General features: G+C 57.2%; 17 protein-coding genes. 3 read left to right on the forward strand and 14 right to left on the reverse strand.

What is annotated here, in order from left to right:
- Positions 1–162: 162 nt before the first annotated feature.
- The 9 genes from MIB40_RS12390 to MIB40_RS12430 form a co-directional block, all read right to left on the reverse strand.
- Positions 163–2,484, reverse strand: a complete 2,322-nt coding sequence (locus tag MIB40_RS12390) for a tetratricopeptide repeat protein (protein WP_249694658.1) — start codon at positions 2,482–2,484, stop codon at positions 163–165.
- A 48-nt stretch (positions 2,485–2,532) separates the two neighbouring features.
- Complete coding sequence (locus tag MIB40_RS12395) at positions 2,533–3,924, reverse strand: BatD family protein (RefSeq protein WP_249694660.1); 1,392 nt, start codon at positions 3,922–3,924, stop codon at positions 2,533–2,535.
- On the reverse strand, positions 3,921–5,579 hold the full coding sequence (locus tag MIB40_RS12400) for a VWA domain-containing protein (protein WP_249694662.1): 1,659 nt from the start codon (positions 5,577–5,579) through the stop codon (positions 3,921–3,923). Before MIB40_RS12400 ends, MIB40_RS12395 begins: the two co-directional genes overlap by 4 nt.
- Positions 5,572–6,567 carry a vWA domain-containing protein gene (locus MIB40_RS12405; RefSeq protein WP_249694664.1) on the reverse strand — a complete coding sequence of 332 codons (996 nt, stop codon included), beginning with the start codon at positions 6,565–6,567 and terminating at the stop codon, positions 5,572–5,574. The genes MIB40_RS12400 and MIB40_RS12405 overlap by 8 nt, the downstream gene beginning before the upstream one ends.
- Positions 6,560–7,099: a DUF4381 domain-containing protein gene (locus MIB40_RS12410; protein ID WP_249694666.1), complete on the reverse strand. Its 540-nt coding sequence runs from the start codon at positions 7,097–7,099 to the stop codon at positions 6,560–6,562. Before MIB40_RS12410 ends, MIB40_RS12405 begins: the two co-directional genes overlap by 8 nt.
- A gap of 15 nt (positions 7,100–7,114) precedes the next feature.
- Positions 7,115–8,062 (reverse strand): DUF58 domain-containing protein, encoded by a 948-nt coding sequence (locus tag MIB40_RS12415; protein WP_249694668.1) that lies wholly within the window; start codon positions 8,060–8,062, stop codon positions 7,115–7,117.
- A gap of 13 nt (positions 8,063–8,075) precedes the next feature.
- Positions 8,076–9,044 (reverse strand): AAA family ATPase, encoded by a 969-nt coding sequence (locus MIB40_RS12420; protein WP_249694670.1) that lies wholly within the window; start codon positions 9,042–9,044, stop codon positions 8,076–8,078.
- A 136-nt stretch (positions 9,045–9,180) separates the two neighbouring features.
- Positions 9,181–10,713: an arylsulfatase gene (locus MIB40_RS12425; RefSeq protein WP_249694672.1), complete on the reverse strand. Its 1,533-nt coding sequence runs from the start codon at positions 10,711–10,713 to the stop codon at positions 9,181–9,183.
- Positions 10,714–10,982: 269 nt separating this feature from the next.
- Positions 10,983–11,273, reverse strand: a complete 291-nt coding sequence (locus tag MIB40_RS12430) for a DUF1330 domain-containing protein (protein WP_249694674.1) — start codon at positions 11,271–11,273, stop codon at positions 10,983–10,985.
- A gap of 450 nt (positions 11,274–11,723) precedes the next feature.
- Here MIB40_RS12430 and MIB40_RS12435 point away from each other — a divergent pair, with 450 nt between their 5' ends.
- The 3 genes from MIB40_RS12435 (at position 11,724) to MIB40_RS12445 (ending at position 14,824) form a co-directional block, all read left to right on the forward strand.
- Positions 11,724–13,055, forward strand: a complete 1,332-nt coding sequence (locus tag MIB40_RS12435) for an NAD(P)/FAD-dependent oxidoreductase (protein ID WP_249694676.1) — start codon at positions 11,724–11,726, stop codon at positions 13,053–13,055.
- A gap of 58 nt (positions 13,056–13,113) precedes the next feature.
- Positions 13,114–13,809: an aspartate/glutamate racemase family protein gene (locus MIB40_RS12440; protein WP_249694678.1), complete on the forward strand. Its 696-nt coding sequence runs from the start codon at positions 13,114–13,116 to the stop codon at positions 13,807–13,809.
- A gap of 154 nt (positions 13,810–13,963) precedes the next feature.
- Positions 13,964–14,824, forward strand: a complete 861-nt coding sequence (locus tag MIB40_RS12445; protein ID WP_249694680.1) for a substrate-binding periplasmic protein — start codon at positions 13,964–13,966, stop codon at positions 14,822–14,824.
- An 86-nt stretch (positions 14,825–14,910) separates the two neighbouring features.
- On the opposite strand, the gene pyrI is transcribed toward MIB40_RS12445, so the two are convergent.
- The 5 genes from pyrI to MIB40_RS12470 all read right to left on the reverse strand — a co-directional run bounded on the left by pyrI (position 14,911) and on the right by MIB40_RS12470 (position 22,029).
- On the reverse strand, positions 14,911–15,366 hold the full coding sequence (gene pyrI / locus MIB40_RS12450) for an aspartate carbamoyltransferase regulatory subunit (protein WP_249694682.1): 456 nt from the start codon (positions 15,364–15,366) through the stop codon (positions 14,911–14,913).
- A gap of 12 nt (positions 15,367–15,378) precedes the next feature.
- Positions 15,379–16,302 carry an aspartate carbamoyltransferase gene (gene pyrB / locus MIB40_RS12455; protein ID WP_249694684.1) on the reverse strand — a complete coding sequence of 308 codons (924 nt, stop codon included), beginning with the start codon at positions 16,300–16,302 and terminating at the stop codon, positions 15,379–15,381.
- A 284-nt stretch (positions 16,303–16,586) separates the two neighbouring features.
- Positions 16,587–17,141, reverse strand: coding sequence for a TMEM165/GDT1 family protein (locus MIB40_RS12460; protein ID WP_249694686.1), 555 nt, complete (start codon positions 17,139–17,141; stop codon positions 16,587–16,589).
- A 130-nt stretch (positions 17,142–17,271) separates the two neighbouring features.
- The gene (locus MIB40_RS12465; protein ID WP_249694689.1) at positions 17,272–19,038 is read right to left on the reverse strand and encodes an adenylate/guanylate cyclase domain-containing protein; all 1,767 of its coding nucleotides are present in this window, start codon (positions 19,036–19,038) and stop codon (positions 17,272–17,274) included.
- A 141-nt stretch (positions 19,039–19,179) separates the two neighbouring features.
- A complete protein-coding gene (locus MIB40_RS12470; RefSeq protein WP_249694691.1) occupies positions 19,180–22,029 on the reverse strand; it encodes an FAD-binding and (Fe-S)-binding domain-containing protein in 2,850 nt (949 codons plus the stop codon).
- Positions 22,030–22,031 lie beyond the last annotated feature (2 nt).

Below are 22,031 nucleotides of genomic sequence, written 5' to 3' on the forward strand. Positions count from 1 at the left end.
TGAAAGGTCTGGACCTTACTGCAAAGACGTGCCGCGATTCTGGATTCGCCTGAAAGCCAGAGTTCATCTGAATTAATCAGAGGTGCCTTAAGGCAACTCCGAATTAATCGCAGATGCCCGGGACCTGTCCTGGATGAATCAATCGGCAGGGTCGCAAGCGTTTCAGAGTTGGTTCTGCAACCGTTTCAGATAGGCTTTGACCTGCGGCGAGTTGGGGGCAATCGCGCTCAACTGACTAAGGTAGGGGGCGGCTTCGGTCAGTCCCTGTTCCTGATCCAGGTACAGAACCAGGGTCATCAGAATATCGTACTGGTTTGGCCAGCGTTGGTTGGCATGTTTCAGTAAGCTAATCGCTTGCTGGCGCTGGCCGCTGTTTTCGACAGCGACGGCATGCAGATACGCATGGCGAGGCTGTGCGTTATCGGCGTTGACCGCTTTGGCCAGATAACTTGAGGCCTGATCGTACTGTTTGCTCCGCACCAGATACAGGCCATAGGCATGCAGGACATTGGCGTCATCGGGGGCTTGTACAAGGGCCTTTTGCAGCACGGTCTGCTCTTTTTCCGGTTGCTGCGAGGTTTGATAAAGATAAGCCAGGTTCAGGCTGGCGGCGGTATAACCGGGCTGAATCTTCAGCGCTTGTTGCAGGTGTTGTCTGGCGATGCTGGCGTTACCCAGGTCCAGCGCCAGATTGCTCAGTTGCAACAAGGAAGACGGGTGGTCCATGGTCGCGCGCAACGAGGTTTGATAGGCATCCAGTTCGCGCTGTAGCGATGTCGATTGAGCCTCGGGTAGCTGCGATAGCTGGGAAGCTAGCAAGACCGCCGCTGCAAAACGAACGCTGCGTACCGGGTCTTCCAGTAAAGGGGCGGCGATACGCCAGCGCTGATCGGGGTTCAGCCCCGCCAGGCTTTCCAGCGCGGCGCGGCGCACTATGGGGTCAGCATCGTCAAGCTGGCTGAGCGCCGCTTGCAGGGAAACCCGCGATGGCACCGTGGACATGGCCACGACCAATGAGCCCCTACCAATGGCGGAGGCCTTTGGATCGGTCAGGGCTTGCTCGGCGGCTCGTACCGACAAGGGGTCCCGGTTTCTCAAGCCAGCGATGGCCAGGGCCGCAGCATCGGCTGTCGGATCACCAAACCGTCGTTGGTAAGCGTTTCGCGACCATTGCGCGTCTTTCTCCTGATGGCAGCTCAGGCAGGTATCGGGGCTGGAGGTGCTTTGCGCGGTGACCGGGTTGGGAATGTGGAAGCCATGGTCCCGTCGCCGATCGACCTGCATATAGGTGCGCTCGGGCATATGGCAGTTGACGCACTGGCTGCCTGTGGAGTCAGCTTTGTGCTGGTGATGTGATGAGTTGTCATATTGTGTTGGCAGGTGGCACTGGCTACAAAGCGCGTTGCCAGCCAGCTTGAGCCGAGTCGAATGGGGATCATGACAATTGTTGCAGGTAACGCCGGCGCGATACATTTTCGATTGCAGGAAAGAGCCCAGCACGAAGACTTCATCCTCAATCTGACCATCGGGATAATAGAGACCATCACGCAGCAGGGCGATGGAATAATTATCGTGGTAGTTATTCCCCTGCATTGGGGACAGCTGGCTTCGTCTCGAATGGCAGCCCCCGCATTGATCGATCTGTTGATTGATGTTTTTCAAGCGGTCATGGCGGTTAACCGGTTGGGCGATCGGGTTGTTGGGCTTGAACTGCCACGGCAACGCCGGCGAGCCGGATTGAGCAAACCCTGAAACCGTCGCTGCAGGGTTTTGCTGCATCTGCTCGACATGTTGCGAGGCGGGTCCGTGACAGGCCTCGCAAGCGACATTGACCTCGGCCCATTGGGTATCGTAACTGTGGTCGGCCGGGTTGTATTTTTTTTGCAGCCCGGTGGAGTGACAATCGGCGCAGCGGGCGTTCCAGTTTTGAAAATAGCGGTCCCAGAAAAAAGGGTGTTCGGCATCGATGGCGGTATCCGCTTGCAGATGAAACCAGCGTTGTCCGCCGTCGACTTTCGGGCGACTGTCCCAGGCGACATTGAGGGCCTGCAGGTGCCCGTTGTCGGTCTCCACCAGATATTGCTGCAAGGGACTGAAGCCAAAGGTAAATAACACCGGATAGGTTTTTATCTTGCCGTGACGGTTGCGGGTGCTCACCCAGTAGCGCTGGTCCCGCTTGAAGTAACGGGTTTCGAGCCCATGAAATTCCAGCACCTGACCGGAAAAATCCCCCAGCACCGATGCCTCGTTGGCCGGCAACATGGAACGAAAGTGATGGGAATTTTGCCAGTCGGCGTACTGCGACTGATGACATTGTTGGCACGAGGCAGCGCCTACGTAGCTTGCCTCGTCGCCGACAGAGGAGCGGACACCTGCGCTGGCATGGACCACAGTCACGCTGACCGAAAAGAAGGCGCAGAGCACCATCGCCAGCGAGTAAGCGCGCGCAAGTAGCGGGCGGATCAATCGATAAAGCAGGGGCATGGCAATCCTTGTGGGCGAATAACGAGTGCGAAGGCGGTAGCCGGCATCCTAACGGGGGTTCAGTGTAAGAGGGGAGCGGCTGGGTTGCCAGGGCCGATGAGAATCCTTGGCAACATGCTTCGACAACAGGTGAATAAATGAGGGGGCATCAAATTCTGTGTTGTTCTGGTCGGCAAAGGTGCGTGTCATCAGTTGCTCGAACAGCGCTTGCAGCTCGCGTGAGGAGCATTGCTGCAGCTGACTGCGCAGGGTCCGGGGCACCTCGTATGGGCCCTGATCGGCATGATCGAGCCAGTGGTAGAGCAGACGGGTGGCCAGCCGGTAGTCTTCGGCCCGGCAGGCGTTGACACATTGCCGCAACAGCCTAGCGCGCGATGGCCGGCGAGCTGCGCGGCGGTATCGTCGGTAAAGGATTATGACGATGGATGTGATCAGGGCCAGGATCGCCAAAGTCGCGGCTGGCAATGCATAACCCCTGAATAAGGCATCGGGTGGTGATGTGTCTGGTGAGGCTGCGGTGCCGGTTTGCAGGTGCTGGGCCGGTAGTTCAATCCGTTCGGCTTGCCCGCGTTGAGTATTCCACCAATAAAAACTGAGCGCGGGAACCTCGAAGCGGCCGTCACGCTCGATCAGGTAATCGATGGTTTCTACCCGTTCGGCCAGATATTCGCCCCGGTTAACCCGGTCAGTAAGGCGTGGTGCCCGGGGATAGTTGGCGACCCCTTCGACCCGCAGGGTGGATGCCGGCAGGAGCATCATGGCGGCGGTGTCCTCGGCGCGAATGCGCAGGGTGCGGCGCACGGCATCGCCCGGTTGCAGATCGCTCAGCTCGCGGTCAAAACGGTCATCGATGCTCAGGCTCGGTACCGCAATCCAGGCGGCACGATCAGCCATGGCATCCGGGGTGACCGCCAGAAAATTCAGCGGTTGGGTCTGTATTACTCCCTCGATGCGCTGCTGGTTTTCCCCTGCGATACTGATATTCACGGCGATGGCTGGAACCTGAAAACGGCCTTCGCGCTGGGGATACAGAGTGATGGCCCACTGCTGCACGGCCCAGCTTGCGCCATCGACCTGGCGGCTGGAATTGACCGCGAATTTTTCCCGTTGCAAGACCACCGCACCATCGACCTCGATCGTGCCGATACGGGTACCGCCGGCGAACCAGCGATTGGTGCTGATCTCGATGGTCAGGGTCAGCTGTTGGGAAACGGCGATGCGGTCGGCCGGATCGATCCAGCGGCGCAGCTGCACGTGGCCCTGTTGGTAGAGCTGTGCAAAATCCGGGGCGCTTGCATGAGTCGCCTCATCGTCGCTGGCTCGTGCGGTCGTGCTCAGCAGCAGTGCCGTCAGCATCATAGCAATCAACCCGGAGGCACCTGTGGCGATGCGCGGTGGTTGAGTGATCGGGAGGCGGCCAGTGGGTGCGAGGTTATTCATTCGGTTCCCTCTTGCTGCAGAGCCCGCTCCAGCTGCATCTGGAATTTCAGATGCAGAAAGCGCGAAGGGTCGGTCTGTACCTGGCGCATCCATTGCTCTTGAATTCGCTGGTCGCTGAGGATCTGCTCGGCGCTGAGCTGGGCGGTGTCTGAGGTACCGTATTCCTGTTTCTCTGCGCCGTCGGCGCGCTGGGGCTGGTCCCCCAGCTCTCTGATCGCCTTGCCGGTTTCCGGTTGCTGGCTTTCGCTCATGCGATTGATGTCGTCGATGATCTCCTGCACCCGGGCCCGATTGTGACGGGCGGCAGCGTGGTTCGGGTCGCGAGCCAGCAAGCGGTCATAAGTGGCGACGGCGAGCAGGTAATGCTGGGCCTGAGCCTGGGCCGTGGCGAGATTAAACAGCCCCCGATCGCTGTCTGTCTGGCCAAGCAGCGCAATGGCCTTGTCGAAGGATTCGTTGTAGTAATGGGCCATGGCTTGCCATTGTGGGTCATTAAAGCGTTGCGCTGCGGTCTGGAAATCGCCCTGCTCGAAGTAGTAGCGGCCCTGTTGGTCCGGGGTAAGCCACAGCTCGAGCCACCAGTGGGTGAAGGTTTGGGTGGCATGGCTGGACTCGGGCGGGTGAGCGTCAGAGGTGCCGTCGGCCAGAGCCGAAGGCGGGGCCGACAGCAGGGGCAGCACCAGTAACAGCAGGGACCATTGCAAGGTCCAGCCCTTACGAAACCAGAACAGAAACAGGGCGGCGAAGGGAAACAGCAGGTAGTAACCGGCATCTACCCAGGGATGGGTCCTGTCCTGCACCGAACGCAGGTGGCGGTCGATCAGGCGCGCTATGTGGCCCACATCCCGATCGTCCAGGGTCAGGGTCTGGTAGTGGCCACCGGCGGCATCCGCCAGTGCCTGCAACTGGTCGCGTTGCAGGGCTTGCACCGGGCTGTCGCTGGGCAGTTGGTCGGCCTCCTTGCCCATTCCCCAGACCAGTAATTGATGACCGCTGTCCTGAGTAAAGCGGGCAAAGCGGGTGGCGGTTTGGGGGCTGGCACCATCGCCCATCAGCAGCAGGGTGCCCGGGACTCTGGCATCGTGGAGCATTCGAGCAATCACCGGAATGCTGGCTTCGGGCAGTTTGCCCGGGCGGGGCATCATATCGCTGACCAGGGCATCGAGGAAGTTGCGGATAATCTCGGCGTCGTTGGTCAGGGGGATCACGCTGTGGGCACTGCCGGCGTAGACAATCAATCCGGTGCGGGCGCCCTGACGCTGTTGTAACAGGTCGCCGATCTTCTGCTTGGCGCGACTCAGGCGGCTGGGCTGGATGTCGGTCTGGTTCATGGTCTGCGACAGATCCAGGACGATCACCAGCGCGCTTTCATCCTGCACCAGGGGGCTCGTCTGACGCTGCCAGCTGGGGCCGGCCATTGCCAGTACGCCGATCAGGCTGGTGAGTATGGCCAGATTGAGCGGATTGAATCGGCGCTGCTGGTCATCCCCCTGCACCAGTGCTTGCAGCAGGTGCGGGGCGATAATGGTGCGCCATTGGGCACCGTTATCCCGATGCTGGCGCAGAAACAAGAGCAGCCAAAAGAGAGGCGGCAGGGCCAGCAGCCACCAGGGGCGTAGCAGGTGAAAGTCGCTCAGGGCGGCCAGATCAAGCATGGGATTGGGCTCGTTGCTGGCGCCACAGACGCCAGCGCTGGCTGCTAAAAAACACCAGATAGAGCACCAGTACGGCGCCCATCGGGTACTGGTGCAAAGCCTGACGTGGCCGGTAACTCAGTGATTCGAAACGCTGGGGCTCGAGCTGATTGATGCGCTGGTAAACCCGCGCCAGCTGGTGGCGGTCCAGGGCCTGAAAATACTCGCCGCCGGTGAGCGCTGACATGCGCTCCAGAGTCTCGATATCCAGCGCTTTTTCGCCCACTGTGGCGGGATCGCCGATGGCGATGGTGTAGAGGGTGATCTCGTAAGCAGCGGCCACTTTGGCTGCGTCGATCGGTGGTACCTTGCTGCCAGTGTCGTTGCCATCGGTGAGCAGAATCAACACCCGGTCCGGGCTATCGCTATTGGCGAAGCGCTTTAACGCCAGGCCGATGGCATCGCCGAGCCCGGTACTCAATCCGGCCATGCCGATATCGGTCTCCTCCAGCAGTTGCAGCCAGGTGGTCAAATCCTCGGTAAAGGGGGTCTGCAGGAAAGGGCGGTCGCCGAACACGATCAGCCCCAGGCGATCGCCGCTGCGCTGGCGGACGAAATCTCGCAGCACTGACTTGACCGCGCTGAGGCGGTCGATGCGCTTGCCCTGGGCGTCGGTAAAGTCGTCGGCCTGCATCGAGCCCGACAGATCCACCGCCACCATCAGGTCGCGCCCCGCTTTGTGCTGGACCACCGGCTCGCCCACGTATTCGGGTTTGGCCAGGGCGATCACCAGCAGCGACCAGGCGACGATCAACATCAGTCGCTGGATACGCCGTCGCTGCAGTACCACCGCGCCCTGGCTGGGTTGCTGGCGGGTGAGCTCGACCAGGCGCTGGAAGAAAGGCACCTGCAGCGAACTCTGACGTTCTTTGTGCGGGCGAAACAGGCGGTTGACCAGCGGTGGCAACAGCAGGGCAAGAAACATCCAGGGGGCCGCAAATTCAATCATGATGATGGGGTCCGCCGGGTGGACGCTGGTGGGTACGAATCCAGTGTCGGGCCATCTCGCTCAGTTGCCGGGCCTGTTGGGCGTCGATGGTCTGGTGGCTGGGCGGGGCGTAGTCGAGGGTGAGCATAAGCCGGCCCAGGTCACCGCAAAAGGGCGGGCCCGGGTACTGGGCGTCGAGAAACTCAAGCCAGCGTTCTCCGCTCAGAGAAGCCACCTGTGCCCTGGGAAAGGCCTGCAGGGCCGTGGCTTTCAATAGCAACGGAATCTGTCTGGCCAATGCTCGGGGGGACTCGGTGTGCCGGCGACACTGTTTAAGCTGGTGCAGCGCCTGTCGGCGATAACGATTGCACCACCAGTGTCGAAGCCCTTTATAGGCCAGATAACCGAGCAACAGCACTAACAGGCCGGCGAGCAGGGCCCAGCCACCGGTCTGAGGGGCCCAGGAAACCGGTGGCGGTAGCTGAACCTCCTCGATGCCGTGCAGCAGATAGTTGCCGAAGGTGGCCGGGTCTACGGGCGCTTGGTTATCCATCGCCGGTCTCCATGGTCAACGGCCTCCCAATGCCTGGCGCAGTTGCTGCTGGACTGGAGCCAGGGTATCGACGGCAATCACCGGTACGGCGTAGTGTTCGAGTTCGGCGCGCAACCGGTCCAGATGACCGGCAAAATCATCACTATAGCGTTGCTGTAGTTGGCGCTGGGCCGCGTCGACCTCCAGTTGCCAACGACCATCGCCAACCACCAGACGTTGTGCGGGCAGCTGCTGCTCAAGGGGGTCGAAAATCAGCGGAACGATCAGGTCGTTGTGGCGGGTCAGGCCTTTGATGTGTTTGACGCTGGTGGGGCTCCAGCCGCACATATCGCTGATGATCACCACCAGATAGTCGTGGCCGCAACGCCGTGCGGCGGTGAGCAGTACGGTATCCAGCTGGCTGGTGTTGATACCGGATTGGGGCTGGGCGCGGTTAGGGCGGACGGCGCTGAGGGCGTGATTCATCCGCAACCCCTGATGCAGCAGTTGCATCACCGCCCGCTGGCTACGCTGGGGGCGCACCTCGCGAATTTCATGGTCGTTAAACAGCAGCGCGCCGACCCGGTCGCCACTGGCCAGGGTGCGCCAGGCGGCGAGGGCGGCGACCTCCAGCGCTGTTACCGATTTCATGCGCTCGCGAGAGCCGAAAAACATCGAGCGCCGCTGGTCGATCAGTAACAAGATATTGCGCTCGCGTTCCTCGGTATAGGTTCGCACATGAGGGGTTTGGGTGCGGTTGGTCACCTTCCAGTCGAGGTTGCGGATGTCGTCACCCGGACGATACTGGCGCAGCTCTTCAAAATTCAGCCCCCGGCCCCGCAGGCGCGAACTGTGTCGCCCGGCGAGCACGCTGGAGAGGGGCTGGGTGGGAAGCAGGCTGAAACCATGGGCCTGGTGTTGCAGTGCGACCAGCTGTTTCAGGTTGGCGTAAATTCGGTGGTCAGCGTGCGCAGGGTTCGCCATGGTTGGAACTCGCCTAGGCCACGGCAACCTGGCGCACCAGTTCGGCAATGACCCGGTCGCTGTCGATGCCTTCGGCCAGGGCCTCGTAACTGAGCCGGATGCGGTGGCGCAGCACCGGTGCCACCACGGCGCGCACATCGTCGGGGTCGACAAACTCCCGGCCCTGCAACCAGGCCTGGGCGCGGGCGGTGCGGTCGAGCGCGATGGTTGCCCGTGGGCTGGCGCCGGTATCTATCCAGCTGGCCATGGGGGAATCGGTATAGCGCTGGGGGTGTCGAGTGGCCATCACCAGCGCCACCATATAATCCTCGACGCTCTCGGCCACATGCAGTTGGCGAATGGCCTCGCGAGCCGCGAGAATGGTTTGCGGTTCGATCTCAGGCCGAGTCTGGTCGCTCGTTGGTTGCTCTTCGGCGCGCACCAGGCGCATGATGGTGCGCTCGGCATCATCGTCGGGGTAGTCGATGGCCACCTTCATCAGGAATCGATCCATCTGGGCTTCGGGCAAAGGGTAGGTGCCCTCCTGCTCTATGGGGTTCTGGGTCGCGAGCACCATAAAGAGCTCGGGCAGCGGGTAACTGGTGCCTGCCACCGTAACCTGACGCTCTTCCATAGCCTCGAGTAGTGCCGACTGCACCTTGGCCGGTGCCCGGTTGATCTCATCGGCCAGTACCAGACTGGCGAAGATGGGGCCTGGGGCAAAGGTGAGGGTCTGGTGTTCGCCATCCTGGTGGTAGATCTCGGTACCGGTCACATCCGAGGGCAGCAGGTCGGGGGTAAACTGGATACGACCGAGTTCGACATTGAGAGCTGTGGCCAGGGTTTTGATGGCCCGGGTCTTGGCCGTACCGGGCAAGCCTTCCAGCAGCAGATTGCCGTTGCAGAGCAGGGCCAGCAGGAGTTTGTCCACCAGGTCGGACTGACCAATCAGGGCGGCGTTCATTTGTTGTTGAATCTGTTTCAGTTGAGCATGCAGTTCCATTCCATCGATCCTTGTCGATATTCAAGCCACGATCGACGCACAAATCAGTGACGCGGGTCGAGTGGCTGCACAGGCCGGGTACAGACGGTTGGAGAAAATCAAAGGGCCCGCAGGGTTGACCTGCGAGCCTTGGGTTTTACTTGCCGTCTGACTTGTTCAGGAAATGCTTGTACACCGCTTCTATCGACCAGGAACCTGTGGGCTGGCTCGGGGGGTACTGTTTGAAGGTAGCGAGGAACTGTGCCGTAGTTGCCAGCCCGCGATAGATCTGCGGTGCCTTATCGATCATCCAGTCGTAATAAGAGTTGGAGTTATACTCGGCCCGCCCCCAGGGGTCACGACGAAGATGAGCTATCTTGGGCAATCGTAGCACGGTGAAGGGTTCGGCCCAGAGCGCAAGGGTCTTGCCGCGGTTTTCGGCGTAAATCAGCTTCCAGTCGCCGATGCGCACGCCAACCGGGAAGCCCTCATCATTGAGATAGTGAAATACCTGGCGGGGGGATTGCTTCTCCTCACCGGTTAGATGAGGCAGCAGGTTGTAGCCATCGAGGTGCAGTTTGGCGGTCTTGTTGCCGACGCGTTTACCCTTGAGCAGTTCCTGTTTCAGGTTAGGCTCGCCCACCGCGGCGGCGATGGTTGGCATCCAGTCAAGGTGCGATATGATCTCGTTGGAGATAGTGCCGGCGGGAATTTTGCCGGGCCAGCGTACCATGGCCGGTACTCGATAGGCGCCTTCCCAGTTGCTGTTTTTCTCACCGCGGAAGGGGGTGATGCCGGCGTCTGGCCAGGTATTGAAGTGCACGCCGTTGTCGGTGGAGTAGAACACCAGAGTATTGTCGGCGATCTTCAGCTCGTCGAGTTGGGTCAGCATTTCACCTACCAGCTCATCATGGGCAACCATGACATCGTTGTAGAAACCCTGACCAGACTTGCCGAGGTGTTTGGCCGCCGGGTGAGTGCGAAAATGCATGCCGGTGGTGTTGAGCCAGACAAAGAAAGGGGTGTCGCTTTTGACCGACTTGTCGATAAATCTTTTCGCCGCCGCGACAAACTCTTCATCGCTGGTTTCCATGCGCTTACGGGTCAGAGGGCCGGTATCTTCGATTTTGCCATCGGCAAAAGAGTGCAACACGCCACGGGGGCCGAAGCGCTTTTTAAAGGCAGGATCCTGAGGGTAATCCGGGTCTTCCGGTTCCTCTTCGGCGTTAAGGTGGTAAAGGTTGCCGAAAAACTCGTCGAAACCATGGTTGGTGGGCAGGTGTTCATCCCGATCCCCCAAATGGTTCTTGCCAAACTGGCCTGTGGCATAGCCCTTGGTTTTAAGGAACTCGGCGATGGTGATGTCGCGGTCCTGAATACCCTCTTTGGCCCCGGGCAGGCCAACCTTGGTCAGTCCGGTACGTAAACCGGATTGTCCGGTGATAAAGGAAGATCGGCCCGCGGTGCAGCTCTGGTCGCCATAATAGTCGGTGAAGCGAACACCCTCGTTGGCGATGCGATCGATATTGGGGGTGTGGTAACCCATGATACCGTCGCTGTAGGCGCTGATATTGGTGATGCCAATGTCATCGCCCCAGATGACCAATACATTGGGCTGTTCGTCGGCGGTTACCTGAGTGCTGGCTAACGCCAGACTGAGTGCTGCCAGGGTGTATTTGATGGGTAACATAGAGTCGTCCTTTTGCTGAATCCTCAGGCAGGCGTCTTATTTTTATAGCCCACCGAGTGTCATGCTGCATCGATATTGACTCACCGATACAAACCATAGTTAGAGTAAAGGCTCTAACTATGGTTGTCGTCACTCTTCCGGTTGATCTTGTCCTTCAGGTCATTCTTGTCGTTGGTGTTAATTAAACGGAGTCGACCATGTCAATGCGATGAAACCTGGTCGAGCTATTTGGTTGCCTCTGAGGGGGGCAATCGGGCGCAACTGGGAGCTTACACCCCTTCCAGAATAAACAATGTGCACTCGGCATTGGCCTGGCGCATCAGCTTGGCCGGGGCGTACTCCTCCGAGTCCAGTAAAGCCTGTGCGCTTTGGACATCGGGAAACTCGATAATCACGATGCGGGTTGGATCCCATAGCTTGTTCTCTTGCACGTCCATGGCGCCACCCCGGGCGCGATAGATACCGCCAAATTTTTCCACAATGGGCTTGGCTCGTAACTTATATTCCTCATAAGCCGTGGGGTTATTGATTTTGGTATCCACAATCAGATAAGCGCTCATCACTGGGTCTCCGGGTTGGTCGGGGGCTAACAGAAGCGATGGATCATCGCTGTCGCAATAAAGAAGCAAAAGCCACGGTATGTCGCCACCGATCAGGAAGCAAGAAGACTAATGACATATTTATCCCAGCTTCGTAAGATAGCCCCATGCGATTTTTACATCTGCTCACAGGACTCGACCGGCCATGGAGTTGGTACCTTTTGTTTGGCCTTACAAGCAGTGGCTATAGCCGCCGGTTTCTGACGAAAAGCGATTGTTTGTTATTTTTTATGTTCTGTGCTTTTTCCTGCCGGGCTGTTATTGAGTTTTGGACTCTTCCCTTGATACGACGGTATTCATTGCAGAGCGATCGTCCCCTTTTCTATTTCGTTGATTGTGGTGCTGAAGCTGTGGTGCAGCTCAGATCTGATGGACGAAACCTGTTTAAAAAAACTTTAGGATCCTATTCTTATGCAACATATCGTCGTAGTCGGTGGAGGTGCCGGGGGACTTGAGCTGGTTACCCGATTGGGAAGAGCGCTAGGTCATCGAAAAGGCAAGCAGGCCCGGGCACGGGTAACCCTGATCGATCGCCACCATACCCATCTGTGGAAACCCCTGTTGCACGAAGTGGCGGCGGGAACCCTGGACTCGGGTATCGATGAAGTCAGCTACAGTGCCCATGGCTACAAACATGGTTTTGATTTTAAATTGGGCCGGGTGTGTGACCTGAATCGTCAGACCAAAACATTGCAGCTGTCGCCGCTGTACGATGAGCAGAGCCAGCAGCTGATTCTGCCAGCGCGAGAGGTGCAATACGATATTCTGGTGATGGCGGTGGGCAGTGTCAGTAATGATTTTGGCATTCCGGGTATCGCCGATCATTGTGTTTTTCTCGATTCCCCCCAGCAAGCCCAGGGCTTCCACCGGCAATTTCTCGCCAAGGCGCTGCAACTGGATTCTCGTTTGCAAACCCATGACAGGGCCGCCGAAACGCCCGCCGATCGAATCGACGTTGCGATTGTCGGCGGCGGTGCCACGGGCGTTGAGCTGTCGGCAGAGCTGATCAACGCCCTGGAGTTGCTCAATGTGTACGGCCATCGCTGCCTGAAACCCGAGCACCTGCGTATTCGATTAATCGAGGCCGGTCCTCGGTTGTTGCCTGCCCTTTCGCCGCGTATCTCTTCAGCCGTTAAAACCACGCTTGAGCAGTTAGGTGTGGAAGTTTTGCTGGACACCCCGGTGGTTCGTGCCGACGCTAATCAGTTGGTGCGTAAAGAGGGTGAACCGGTACGTGCCGATCTGATGGTTTGGGCGGCGGGGGTAAAAGCCCCCGAGTTTCTCTCGCAGTTGGACGGTTTGGAGAATGAGCGTGGTAACCAGCTAAAGGTGAAGGCGACGCTGCAAACCACCCTGGACGATTCTGTTTATGCCCTGGGGGATTGCGCTGCCTTTGCGCTGGGCGATGGCCGTTTCGTGCCACCGAGAGCCCAGTCTGCGCATCAGATGGCCACGGTTGTTTATGGCAATATCCTCAGGCAACTGGAGGGTAAAGCGCTCAAGGCATTCAAGTATCAGGACCGGGGCTCGTTGGTATCGATCAGCCGGTTCAGTGCGGTAGGCACCCTGATGGGCAATCTGACCAGGGGCTCTCTGTTTGTCGAAGGGCGTATGGCTCGTTTGATGTATCTGTCATTATATCGCCTGCATCAGCTCGCTTTGCACGGCTGGTTTCGTACCGCCTTATTGTCTTTGTCGGGACGAATTAATCGTGCGTTGCGACCGCGTTTGAAATTGCATTAATCATCGGTTATCGATCGAGACAGAGTAGCAGGCGGTTAAACCCGTCAGGGAGAAATAGGTGAAGCGACTAGGGATTATCGGTGGCATGAGCTGGGAGTCGACCCAGAGCTATTACCGTTTGTTGAATCAGGGGGTAAAGGCACAGTTGGGCGGTCTGCATTCGGCCGACCTGCTACTGCACAGCGTGGATTTTTCACCGATCGCCGAACTTCAGGCGCAGGGCGCCTGGGAAACGCTCGGCCAGCAGTTGTGTGAGAGTGCTTCACTTTTGCAGGCGGCTGGGGCTGCAGGCGTGTTGATCGCAACCAACACCATGCATCGGGTGGCCGATCAGGTGGAGCAGGTACTGGACGTGCCTTTGTTGCACATTGCCGATGCCACAGGCCAGGCTCTGCAAGAAGCCGGGATTCAGCGGGTTGGTTTACTGGGCACCGCCTTCACCATGGAGCAGCAGTTTTATCGAGGGCGATTGGAGCAACGTTTTGGTCTGGAGGTTCTGGTGCCGCAGGAGAACGATCGTGCTCTGGTGCATCGGGTAATTTATGACGAGCTCTGTCAGGGGGTAATGAACGACGGTTCACGTCAGCAGTACCAGCAAGTGATTGGGGGGCTGCAAGAGGTGGGAGCGGAAGCGATTATTCTCGGCTGTACTGAAATAGGGCTATTGATTAAGTCGGGTGATGTGGATTTGCCGCTGTTCGATACTACGGCGATTCATTGCCAACAGGCGGTGGAGTTTATGTTGGCATCATGAGGGCTCTTAGGTTGCGGATCAAGAGACTATGAGTTCGTGCGTTGATGGCGCATAACGTTACCCAGTGCACAGTTTTTTTGCCCAAGTCAATGCCTGTAGTAGCCTCTGCTATGCTGGATAGGAGTAAGTACAGGTAAGAGAACCACTCTCTATTATGAATTGGGCTCGTTTTGTCTGGGTATTGTTCCTTCTGGTTATGCCTGGTATTGCTTTGCCAGAAAGCGCCAACGACGGCAGTGCTGAGGACCGCCCGCTGGTTATTATTGCCCATGAAAGACCGCCCTGGCATTTTGTTGATGCGACGGGAAAGGTAGTTGGTATCTGTGTCGATATCGTCGATGCTATTTTTGCCGAGATGGGGCTGGAGTATGAAGTCGTCGATGTCAATTGGGCGCGAGCCTGGCGAATGGCGGAAGAGGGCGATGGCGAAGCTATTTTCAGCACGTCGCGCAAAACGCCCAGAGAGCCCTATCTGTATTATCCCCAGACCGACATGTGGGTGTCTTCATTCAGCTTCTTTGCCTTGAAGAGCAATGCCCAACGTTTTCCCTATGGCACCTTTGAAGCGATTGCCAATAGTAAAGAAACAATAGTGATCGAGCGAGGTGCTTCTTATAATCCGGCTTTTTGGCGCTGGTTTCCCAATAACGATGGTGACGAATACTACGATCCGGATGCGTTAGTCACAGGGAACTACAACTCCAATTTGATTGCCGTAAAGGAGTTCGGTCAGGCGTTGAAGATGGTGGCCCTGGGGCGAGCGACCTTCACGTTGGAGGATCGAATAACAGGGCTTTATCTCAGTCAGCTGTCGGGGCTGGACGACATTGTTGCCTATGAGCACAGCCTGTTTTCCAAGGGTTACCCGATGCCTTTTATTCGTAACTCGAATTACCCGCAGCTGGAACAAATAGCGACGGAGTTTGAACGGCGCCTGAGGGTGCTAAAAAACGATGGCCGTTATCAGACGATAGTGAACCGCTGGTTGCCGCAAGCCGGGCAACCATCACCCTGATAACCATGTCGATTATGAGAGGGGTGGATGCCGCCGTTAAGGGACGGCATCCGTCAGCATGAAACGACGGGCAAAGGCTTGATCGCTTACAGGTCAGCGACAATGTCCTTGCTGAAACTCTTCTCGCAGTACTTGCACTTCAGCTGCACATCATTGGTTTTTTGCTTGACGGTAAAGTGACTGTTGACCGGCTCGCTGTGTGAAATGCAGTTGGAGTTGGGGCAATCGAAAGCGGCCTCGACCACATCAGGAATCGACATGGCAAACTTGTCTTTGACCACGTAGTTTTCGATCACGTTGATGGTTGCACTGGGTGCAAACAGTGACAGTTGGCTCGCTTCGCTTTCCGTGAAAAGGCGATTCTCAACCTTGATCAGGTCTTTCAGCTCAAGATCTTTACTGGGCAGGTTAAAGCCCACGGTGATCTTTTCCTTGAGTTCTACCAGTTGCAGCTGCTTGAGGATTTTGATGCCCTGACCGGCCGGGATATGATCAATCACGGTCCCGGTTTTAATTGCTTCTACCTGTAATTTATTCGCCATGATGTGACTCCCCTAGATATCTTCGTTCAGTACCAGTGCCAGCAATGCTTCGCGGGCATAGACCCCGTTTTCCGCCTGCTCGAAATAGTAGGCATAGGGGGTGCGATCCACTTCGACGGCAATCTCGTCGACCCGTGGCAGGGGGTGCAAAATTTTCAGGTTGTCTTTTGCGCCGTTCAGGGTTTCGAGGTTGAGAATGTACTTGGCAGCCATGTGTTTGAATTCGGTTTCATCGAAACGCTCTTTCTGGACTCGAGTCATATAGATGATGTCCGCATCATCCACGACGCCTTCGATACTGTCGCAGCGCTGATAGCTGATACCTTTCTCGTCCAGATCGTCGGTCAGGTACTCGGGCATGCCCAGAGCTTCGGGGGATATAAACGAGAAGCGGCAACCAAATTCGGCCAGCGCCTGGGTCAGCGAGTGAACGGTACGGCCGTATTTGAGATCGCCAACAAAAGCGATGTGCAAACCGTCCAGGGTGCCCTGGCATTCGTAGATGCTGAACAGATCGAGCAGAGTCTGGGTCGGGTGCTGGTTGGAACCGTCACCACCGTTGATCACCGGTACTGAGGAAAACTCGGAAGCTAGTCGCGCGGCACCTTCCTGAGGATGACGCATCACCAATGCATCCGCGTAGGAGCTGATCACCTTGACCGAATCGGCCAGGCTTTCGCCTTTTTTGGCCAGCGAAGTATTGCCCCCATTGTCAAAACCGATAAAGGTGCCACCGAGGCGTTGGATAGCGGTTTCGAAAGAAAGCCGGGTACGGGTTGAGGCTTCGAAGAAGCAACTGGCGATGACTCGATTCTTGAGTAAGCGGGTATCGGGTGCTTGTTTCAGCTTGGCAGCGGTTTTTACGATCAGTTCCATTTCGTCCCGGCTGAGATCGGGAATGGAGATAATGTGCTTTTTATAGAGGGGGTTGGCCATAGTGTTAACTCACTCTCGCGGGTGTATCAAAAAAGCAAAAAAAAGCCCCTGGGTAAGGGGCTTTGCTAAATAGGGTTACTACGGAAAACAACGACCTTGCGAGCGCGATTGCAGCGCTGGCAGCCTGATATGGTGTCGAGTCGGGTCATTGATTTCCTGTTTGCTGAACGTTTTGGCAAGGATAATTGCACAAAATTTGGCGCATTGTACTCCCACGCCGGTAAAGTTCAAGTCGTATCGCTGATCCATCATAGAGTATCTCCCTGGCAGCGGCCAGTTACCCACTAATCGAGCAATACATACAGCCCCATGGCGACAAACAGGCAAGCAGCAACAGCGCGGATAATATTCAGGGGCAGGCGGTCGGCGGCGAAATGACCCAGTAATACGACGGGAACGTTGGCCAGCAGCATACCCAGGGTGGTACCGGCGATTACCATCAGGGTGTCGCTGAACTGGGCGGCCAGGGCGACGGTCGCGACCTGGGTTTTGTCGCCGATCTCGGCAAGGAAAAACAACACCAGGGTGGCGACGAAGGCACCGTGGCGGTACCAGCCGGCATCTTCCTCATCCATCGAGTCGGGAACCAGAGTCCAGGCGGCGATGGCGAAGAAGGACAGGCCCAGTGTCCAGCGTAAAACCTCGGGTGAAAACTGGCTGCTGACCCAGGCACCGATGGCTGCCGCCAGTGCGTGGTTGGCAACCGTGGCCAGCAGGATACCGAATATGATTGGCCAGGGTTTGCGAAACCGGGCCGCGAGTAACAGCGCGAGTAGCTGGGTTTTATCGCCAATTTCGGCCAGGGCCACGATCAAGGTGGATAGGGACAATGCTTCCATCTGGGGTCCTTGTGAAATCCAGGGGGTTTTAGAGATGACTATCAGGCAGAGGGTACTGCCATGGTTGCCGACATTAGTACGGGTATTGACCGGGCCGGACTGACAAAAACGGGTCTCTCATTAATCCGTTTCAGGCGCCGGGCAGGGTGTAAACGCGAACGGCCTGGCTTTTACCCCGAATGCTTATTTTGCCCAGCTCGCGAAAGCGTTGATCGGGGATTTGCTGCACGCTGGATTCGGACAACATAAGACGGGTGCCGTACTCCTTGTTCAGCGCTTCCAGTCGCGAGGCGAGGTTTACTGCATCGCCGTGCACGGTGTAATTCTGGCGTTTGGGGGCGCCCACGTTACCGGCGATGACCTCGCCGCTATTGATGCCGATACGGCAATGCAGGCTTTGCTCATTGAAACGCTCCTGTTCGGTGCGCATCAATACACGCCGGGCCGCATTGAGGGCTCGAAGTGCATGGTCGGGCTGAGGGTTGGGGATATTAAAAATCGCCAGTACGGCATCCCCCTGGAACTGGGTGATGATGCCGCCCTCTCTTTCCAGCTCTTCAGCCACCATGGAAAAGAACGCATTCAGTGTGGTGATCAGTTGTTCCGGTGACAGGCGTTCGGACAGACTGGTGAAACCTTCCAGGTCGACAAAGAAAATGGTGGCCAATTCCTCCTGGGGGGCCAGCTCCCCTTCCTGTTTGACCAGGCGCCGGGCAATATCGGCGGGTACATATTGGCCAAACAGGTTACGCATTTTTTCATTTTGTCGCAGGCTGTCGGTCATACGGTTATAAGCCGTAGCGACCTGGTCAAACTCCTTGATGGAGCTCCCCTGAATGGTTTCGATATCATCAAGCTGAGATTCTTCAATCGCCTCAAAGCCCTCGGCAATACGAGTGAAGCGCTGCCCCAGGCGGCGACTGAAGCTCCAGCACAAAAACACAAACAGCAACAGCATCAAGGCACTGAAAACAACCTGCAGGATGAGCGCCCGGAACTCACTGCTCAGTGCCTGGTTGGAGACCATCATACCCAGGGTTATCGGTACCTCGGAATAGGTGCGAACTTCTGAGTAGATATAGATCCAGGGTTGATCGTTGATGTAGACCAGGTGGCTGTTCATGCCTGCCGGTAGTTGCAAATCGGTGGCATAACGCTCGCTTGACCAGATCTTGCTGATCGGATGCTCGTCGAGGCTGGCAATATCCAGTAAGGGGTTTTTCTCTGACGGCGTCACATGGGGGACGCTAAAGGAGGAAGCCAGTAATTTCTGTTTGCCCAGCAGCATGAAATACTCGGTATGCTCACCCGCATATTGCGATAGATGCTCATTAAGTTGCTGAACGTCGATGGCGGTTAATAACATGCCCTTGCGGCCATCGGGTAGATATACCATCCGGGTCACGGGGATGATGCGTATGCCATCGGAGGTGAACTCGGCATCCCCCCAAAGAACCGTCTCGATTTTGCTGGGAGTTGAAAAGAAAGGTTCAAGGGATGTCGTTTGCTGCCAGTTATGGGTGAAAAACAGGGCGTTTTCGCGCTCATATATCTGCATTTCGTACTGGTCATTGATATAGGCCATGCCATAAACCTGGGGCAGTGCCGACAGCGAACCGGAAAGGCTGGCTTCCATTTTGATCGGCTCGTCAGGAGAGATATGGCCCTCTTGCATCAATTGGGCGATATAGTCGAGCTGGGCATTGATCGGCTGCAGGTAGTTTTTAATCTCACTTTGCAAGTTGCCCAGGGCCGAATTGGCGAGCTGGCTGACGAGATTAAAGGTGTTCGATCGGGTGGTATTAACCCCGATGACGGAGACGGTAATAACCGCCACGATCATCAGAAAACCGAAGCCAACGCTGAGCAAGGTGGTGATCGATATTTGGCGGGGCATGATTGTCCGTAATTCAACTCGGGTCCGTGATGCAAGCGCTGATCCCGCTCGTAACCTGGATACTAAAGCATACCCAAACGAGAAGGCGTCCTGCGCTTATTATAGGCACAGAAGCTTTCGGGAATCATCGCCGCCCCCGGATTAATTGATCGTTTTGCTGACCCGGTCAAGCAAGTAAACCACCGAGTGATAGGGAATGCCGCTATGATGGGAGAGCCCTATTTCGCAGGTTCTGCTGGTGGACACCCCCTCGACGCAATCGGCGGGCAGTTGCCCCTTAAGGGTTGAAAGGGCGGCCTGGTTGAGTTCGGGGAGCGAAAAGCCTTTGTCGCCGGCGAAACCGCAACAGGTGATCTCTTCGGGTACGAACGCTCGCTTGGCACAGCGTTGAACCAACTCGGTCAGCAGAGTTCCATGGCCCAGGCGTTGGGTGCTGCAGGTAATGTGCACGGCGATGGTTTCATCGACCGGAGTAATCTGCAGGCGTTCGAGCAGGTAACGATGGATAAACTGCAGCGGCTCGAACAGTTGCAGTCGTGAATCCAACGGGCCGTTTTTGGCTCTTAGTACGCAAGGGCTGGTGTCGCAATAGATCGGATATTCGCCCTGCTTGCTGGCCTCGAGCATGGCGCTTTGCCAGCGTTCGAGCATCTGCTGTGCCTGTTGTGCCATGCCTTTGCTGGCGAAGGGTTGGCCGCAGCACAGGTCGCTGAGTTGCTCGGGGATGATGACAAAAAAACCGGCCTTGTTGAGCAACTCGATGGTTTTCTGACTCAGAGGTGTGCGTTCCTGTTCGCCTCTGGCCGGGCCCATGACCTGGCTGGCGCAGCTGGGCAGATAAACCACGCGGGGCGCGTTGTCAGCCAGCCCAAGGTTAAAAGCGGGTTGCTTGCGAATCGCGGGGGCGGCCGATGGCATGGAGGGGGTCCATTGTTGCACGGCACCGCCACTGAGTTTGTGGGCGGCTTTGGTAACCCGGCTCATCAAAGTCGTGCCCAGTACCCGGTGGGTGCCATCGGCAATCGCCAGGGTAGTGCGTGTGGTGTTACTCAGGGTGCTGAAATGGTCAGCCATCCATTGTGCCTTGCCCTGATGACGCTCGTTACGTTGTTGACGAAGCTTTAACGTGAGGTCCCCGGTATTGATGCCGACCGGGCAACGCAGCGAACAGAGTCCGTCGACGGCGCAGCTGTCGATGCCCTGGTATTGATAATCCTTGAGCAGTTCTGCCAGCCGCTCGGGGTCGCTGTTGTCGCGCTGCAAATGCTGGATCTCACGCCACAGAACAATGCGTTGGCGCGGCGTGATGGAGAGTTTGGCCGCCGGGCAAACCGACTCGCAAAAGCCGCACTCGATGCATTTATCCACCAGTTCGTCAGCCGCCGGTAGCTGCTTGAGATTCTCCAGGTGGGCCTGGGGGTTGTCGTTGATAATGACGCCCGGATTCAGCAAGCCTTCGGGGTCGAACAGCTGCTTGAGCCGTTGCATCAGTTGGTAGGCGTCGCTGCCCCATTCGAGTTCTACGTAAGGTGCCATATTGCGGCCGGTGCCGTGTTCGGCTTTTAGCGAGCCGCCAAACTCGACTGCGACCAGTTGCGATACTTCGTCCATAAAATCGCTGTAACGAGTGACTTCCTCATCGGTAGAAAAATCCTGGGTGAAGACGAAGTGCAGGTTACCTTCCAGCGCATGGCCAAAAATAATCGCCTCGCTGTAATGATATTTTTCGAACAGGGCTTCCAGCTTGCGAACCCCTTCGGCCAGGTGCTCGATCGGAAATGCCACGTCTTCGATGATCACTGTGGTGCCGGTTTCCCGTACCGCGCCGACGGCCGGGAACAGGCCCTTGCGAATCGCCCAGAGTTTGCCGTACTGCTCGGGATCGTCGGTGAAGTCGATCGATTGCAACGGGGCAAATTCTTTTAGAACTTCATTGATGATCGTGATCTGTTGTTGCAGTTCTTTGGAACACCCGGCGCCGGTTTCAATCAGCAGGGCGGTCGCATCGGGGCCCAGGTTGGCAATAAAGTCGGGCATGCCCGGTTGGCCTTCGACACTGGCCAGGGCGCGTCGATCCATCAGCTCCACGGCAGACACCGGGGCGGATTTTACCGCGGTTACGGCCTTGCATGCGGTTTCAATATCCGCCAGGAGAATCAGGCAGGAGGCTTTGCAAGAGGGTTCTTCGACGGTTCGGTAACTGATTTCGGTCATGCAGCCCAGGGTGCCTTCGGAGCCGATCATCAGGTGTTGCAGAATGTCGATGGGATCGTCGAAATCGAGCAGGGCGTTAAGGCTGTAGCCGGTCGTGTTTTTCAGTCGATATTTATGCCGAATGCGCTCGGACAGCTCCCGGTTATCGGCGGTTTGTTGGGCCAGCTTTTTAAGTTCCTCAAGCAGTGGCACATGGCTCGCTCGGAAGGCATCGCGACTGAGTGCATTGCGAGAATCCAGCAAGGCGCCATCGCTGAGGATCACTCGCATGCCGGCCAGGGTATGGTAACTGTTGTTGGCGGTACCACAGCACATGCCACTGGCATTGTTGGCCGCAATGCCGCCGATCTTGCAGCTGTTAATGGAAGCGGGGTCGGGGCCGATTTTACGCCCCAGTGGTGCTAGCCAGGCATTGGCCTGAGCGCCGATCACGCCCGGTTGTAAATGGATAAGCCGGCCGTCGTCTTCGATGCGGTGTCCTTGCCACTGTTGGCCCAATCGGACCAGAATCGAATCACTGATGGCTTGTCCCGACAGGCTGGTACCCGCGGCCCTGAAGGTAACCGGCAAATGGTGCTCGCGGGCATGGTTAAGTACCGACTGAATCTCCTCCTCGCTAGCGGCTTCCACCACAATACGCGGGGTCAAGCGATAGAAGCTGGCGTCGGTGCCAAACGCCAGGGTTCGCAGAGGATCGGTAATTAATCGATCTGCGGGAATGGATGCGTTGATTTGTTGATAAAACCGCTGGTAGGCGAGGGGTAATGATTTGTGCATGG

The organism is Aestuariirhabdus haliotis, assembly GCF_023509475.1.
GTDB lineage: Bacteria > Pseudomonadota > Gammaproteobacteria > Pseudomonadales > Aestuariirhabdaceae > Aestuariirhabdus > Aestuariirhabdus haliotis.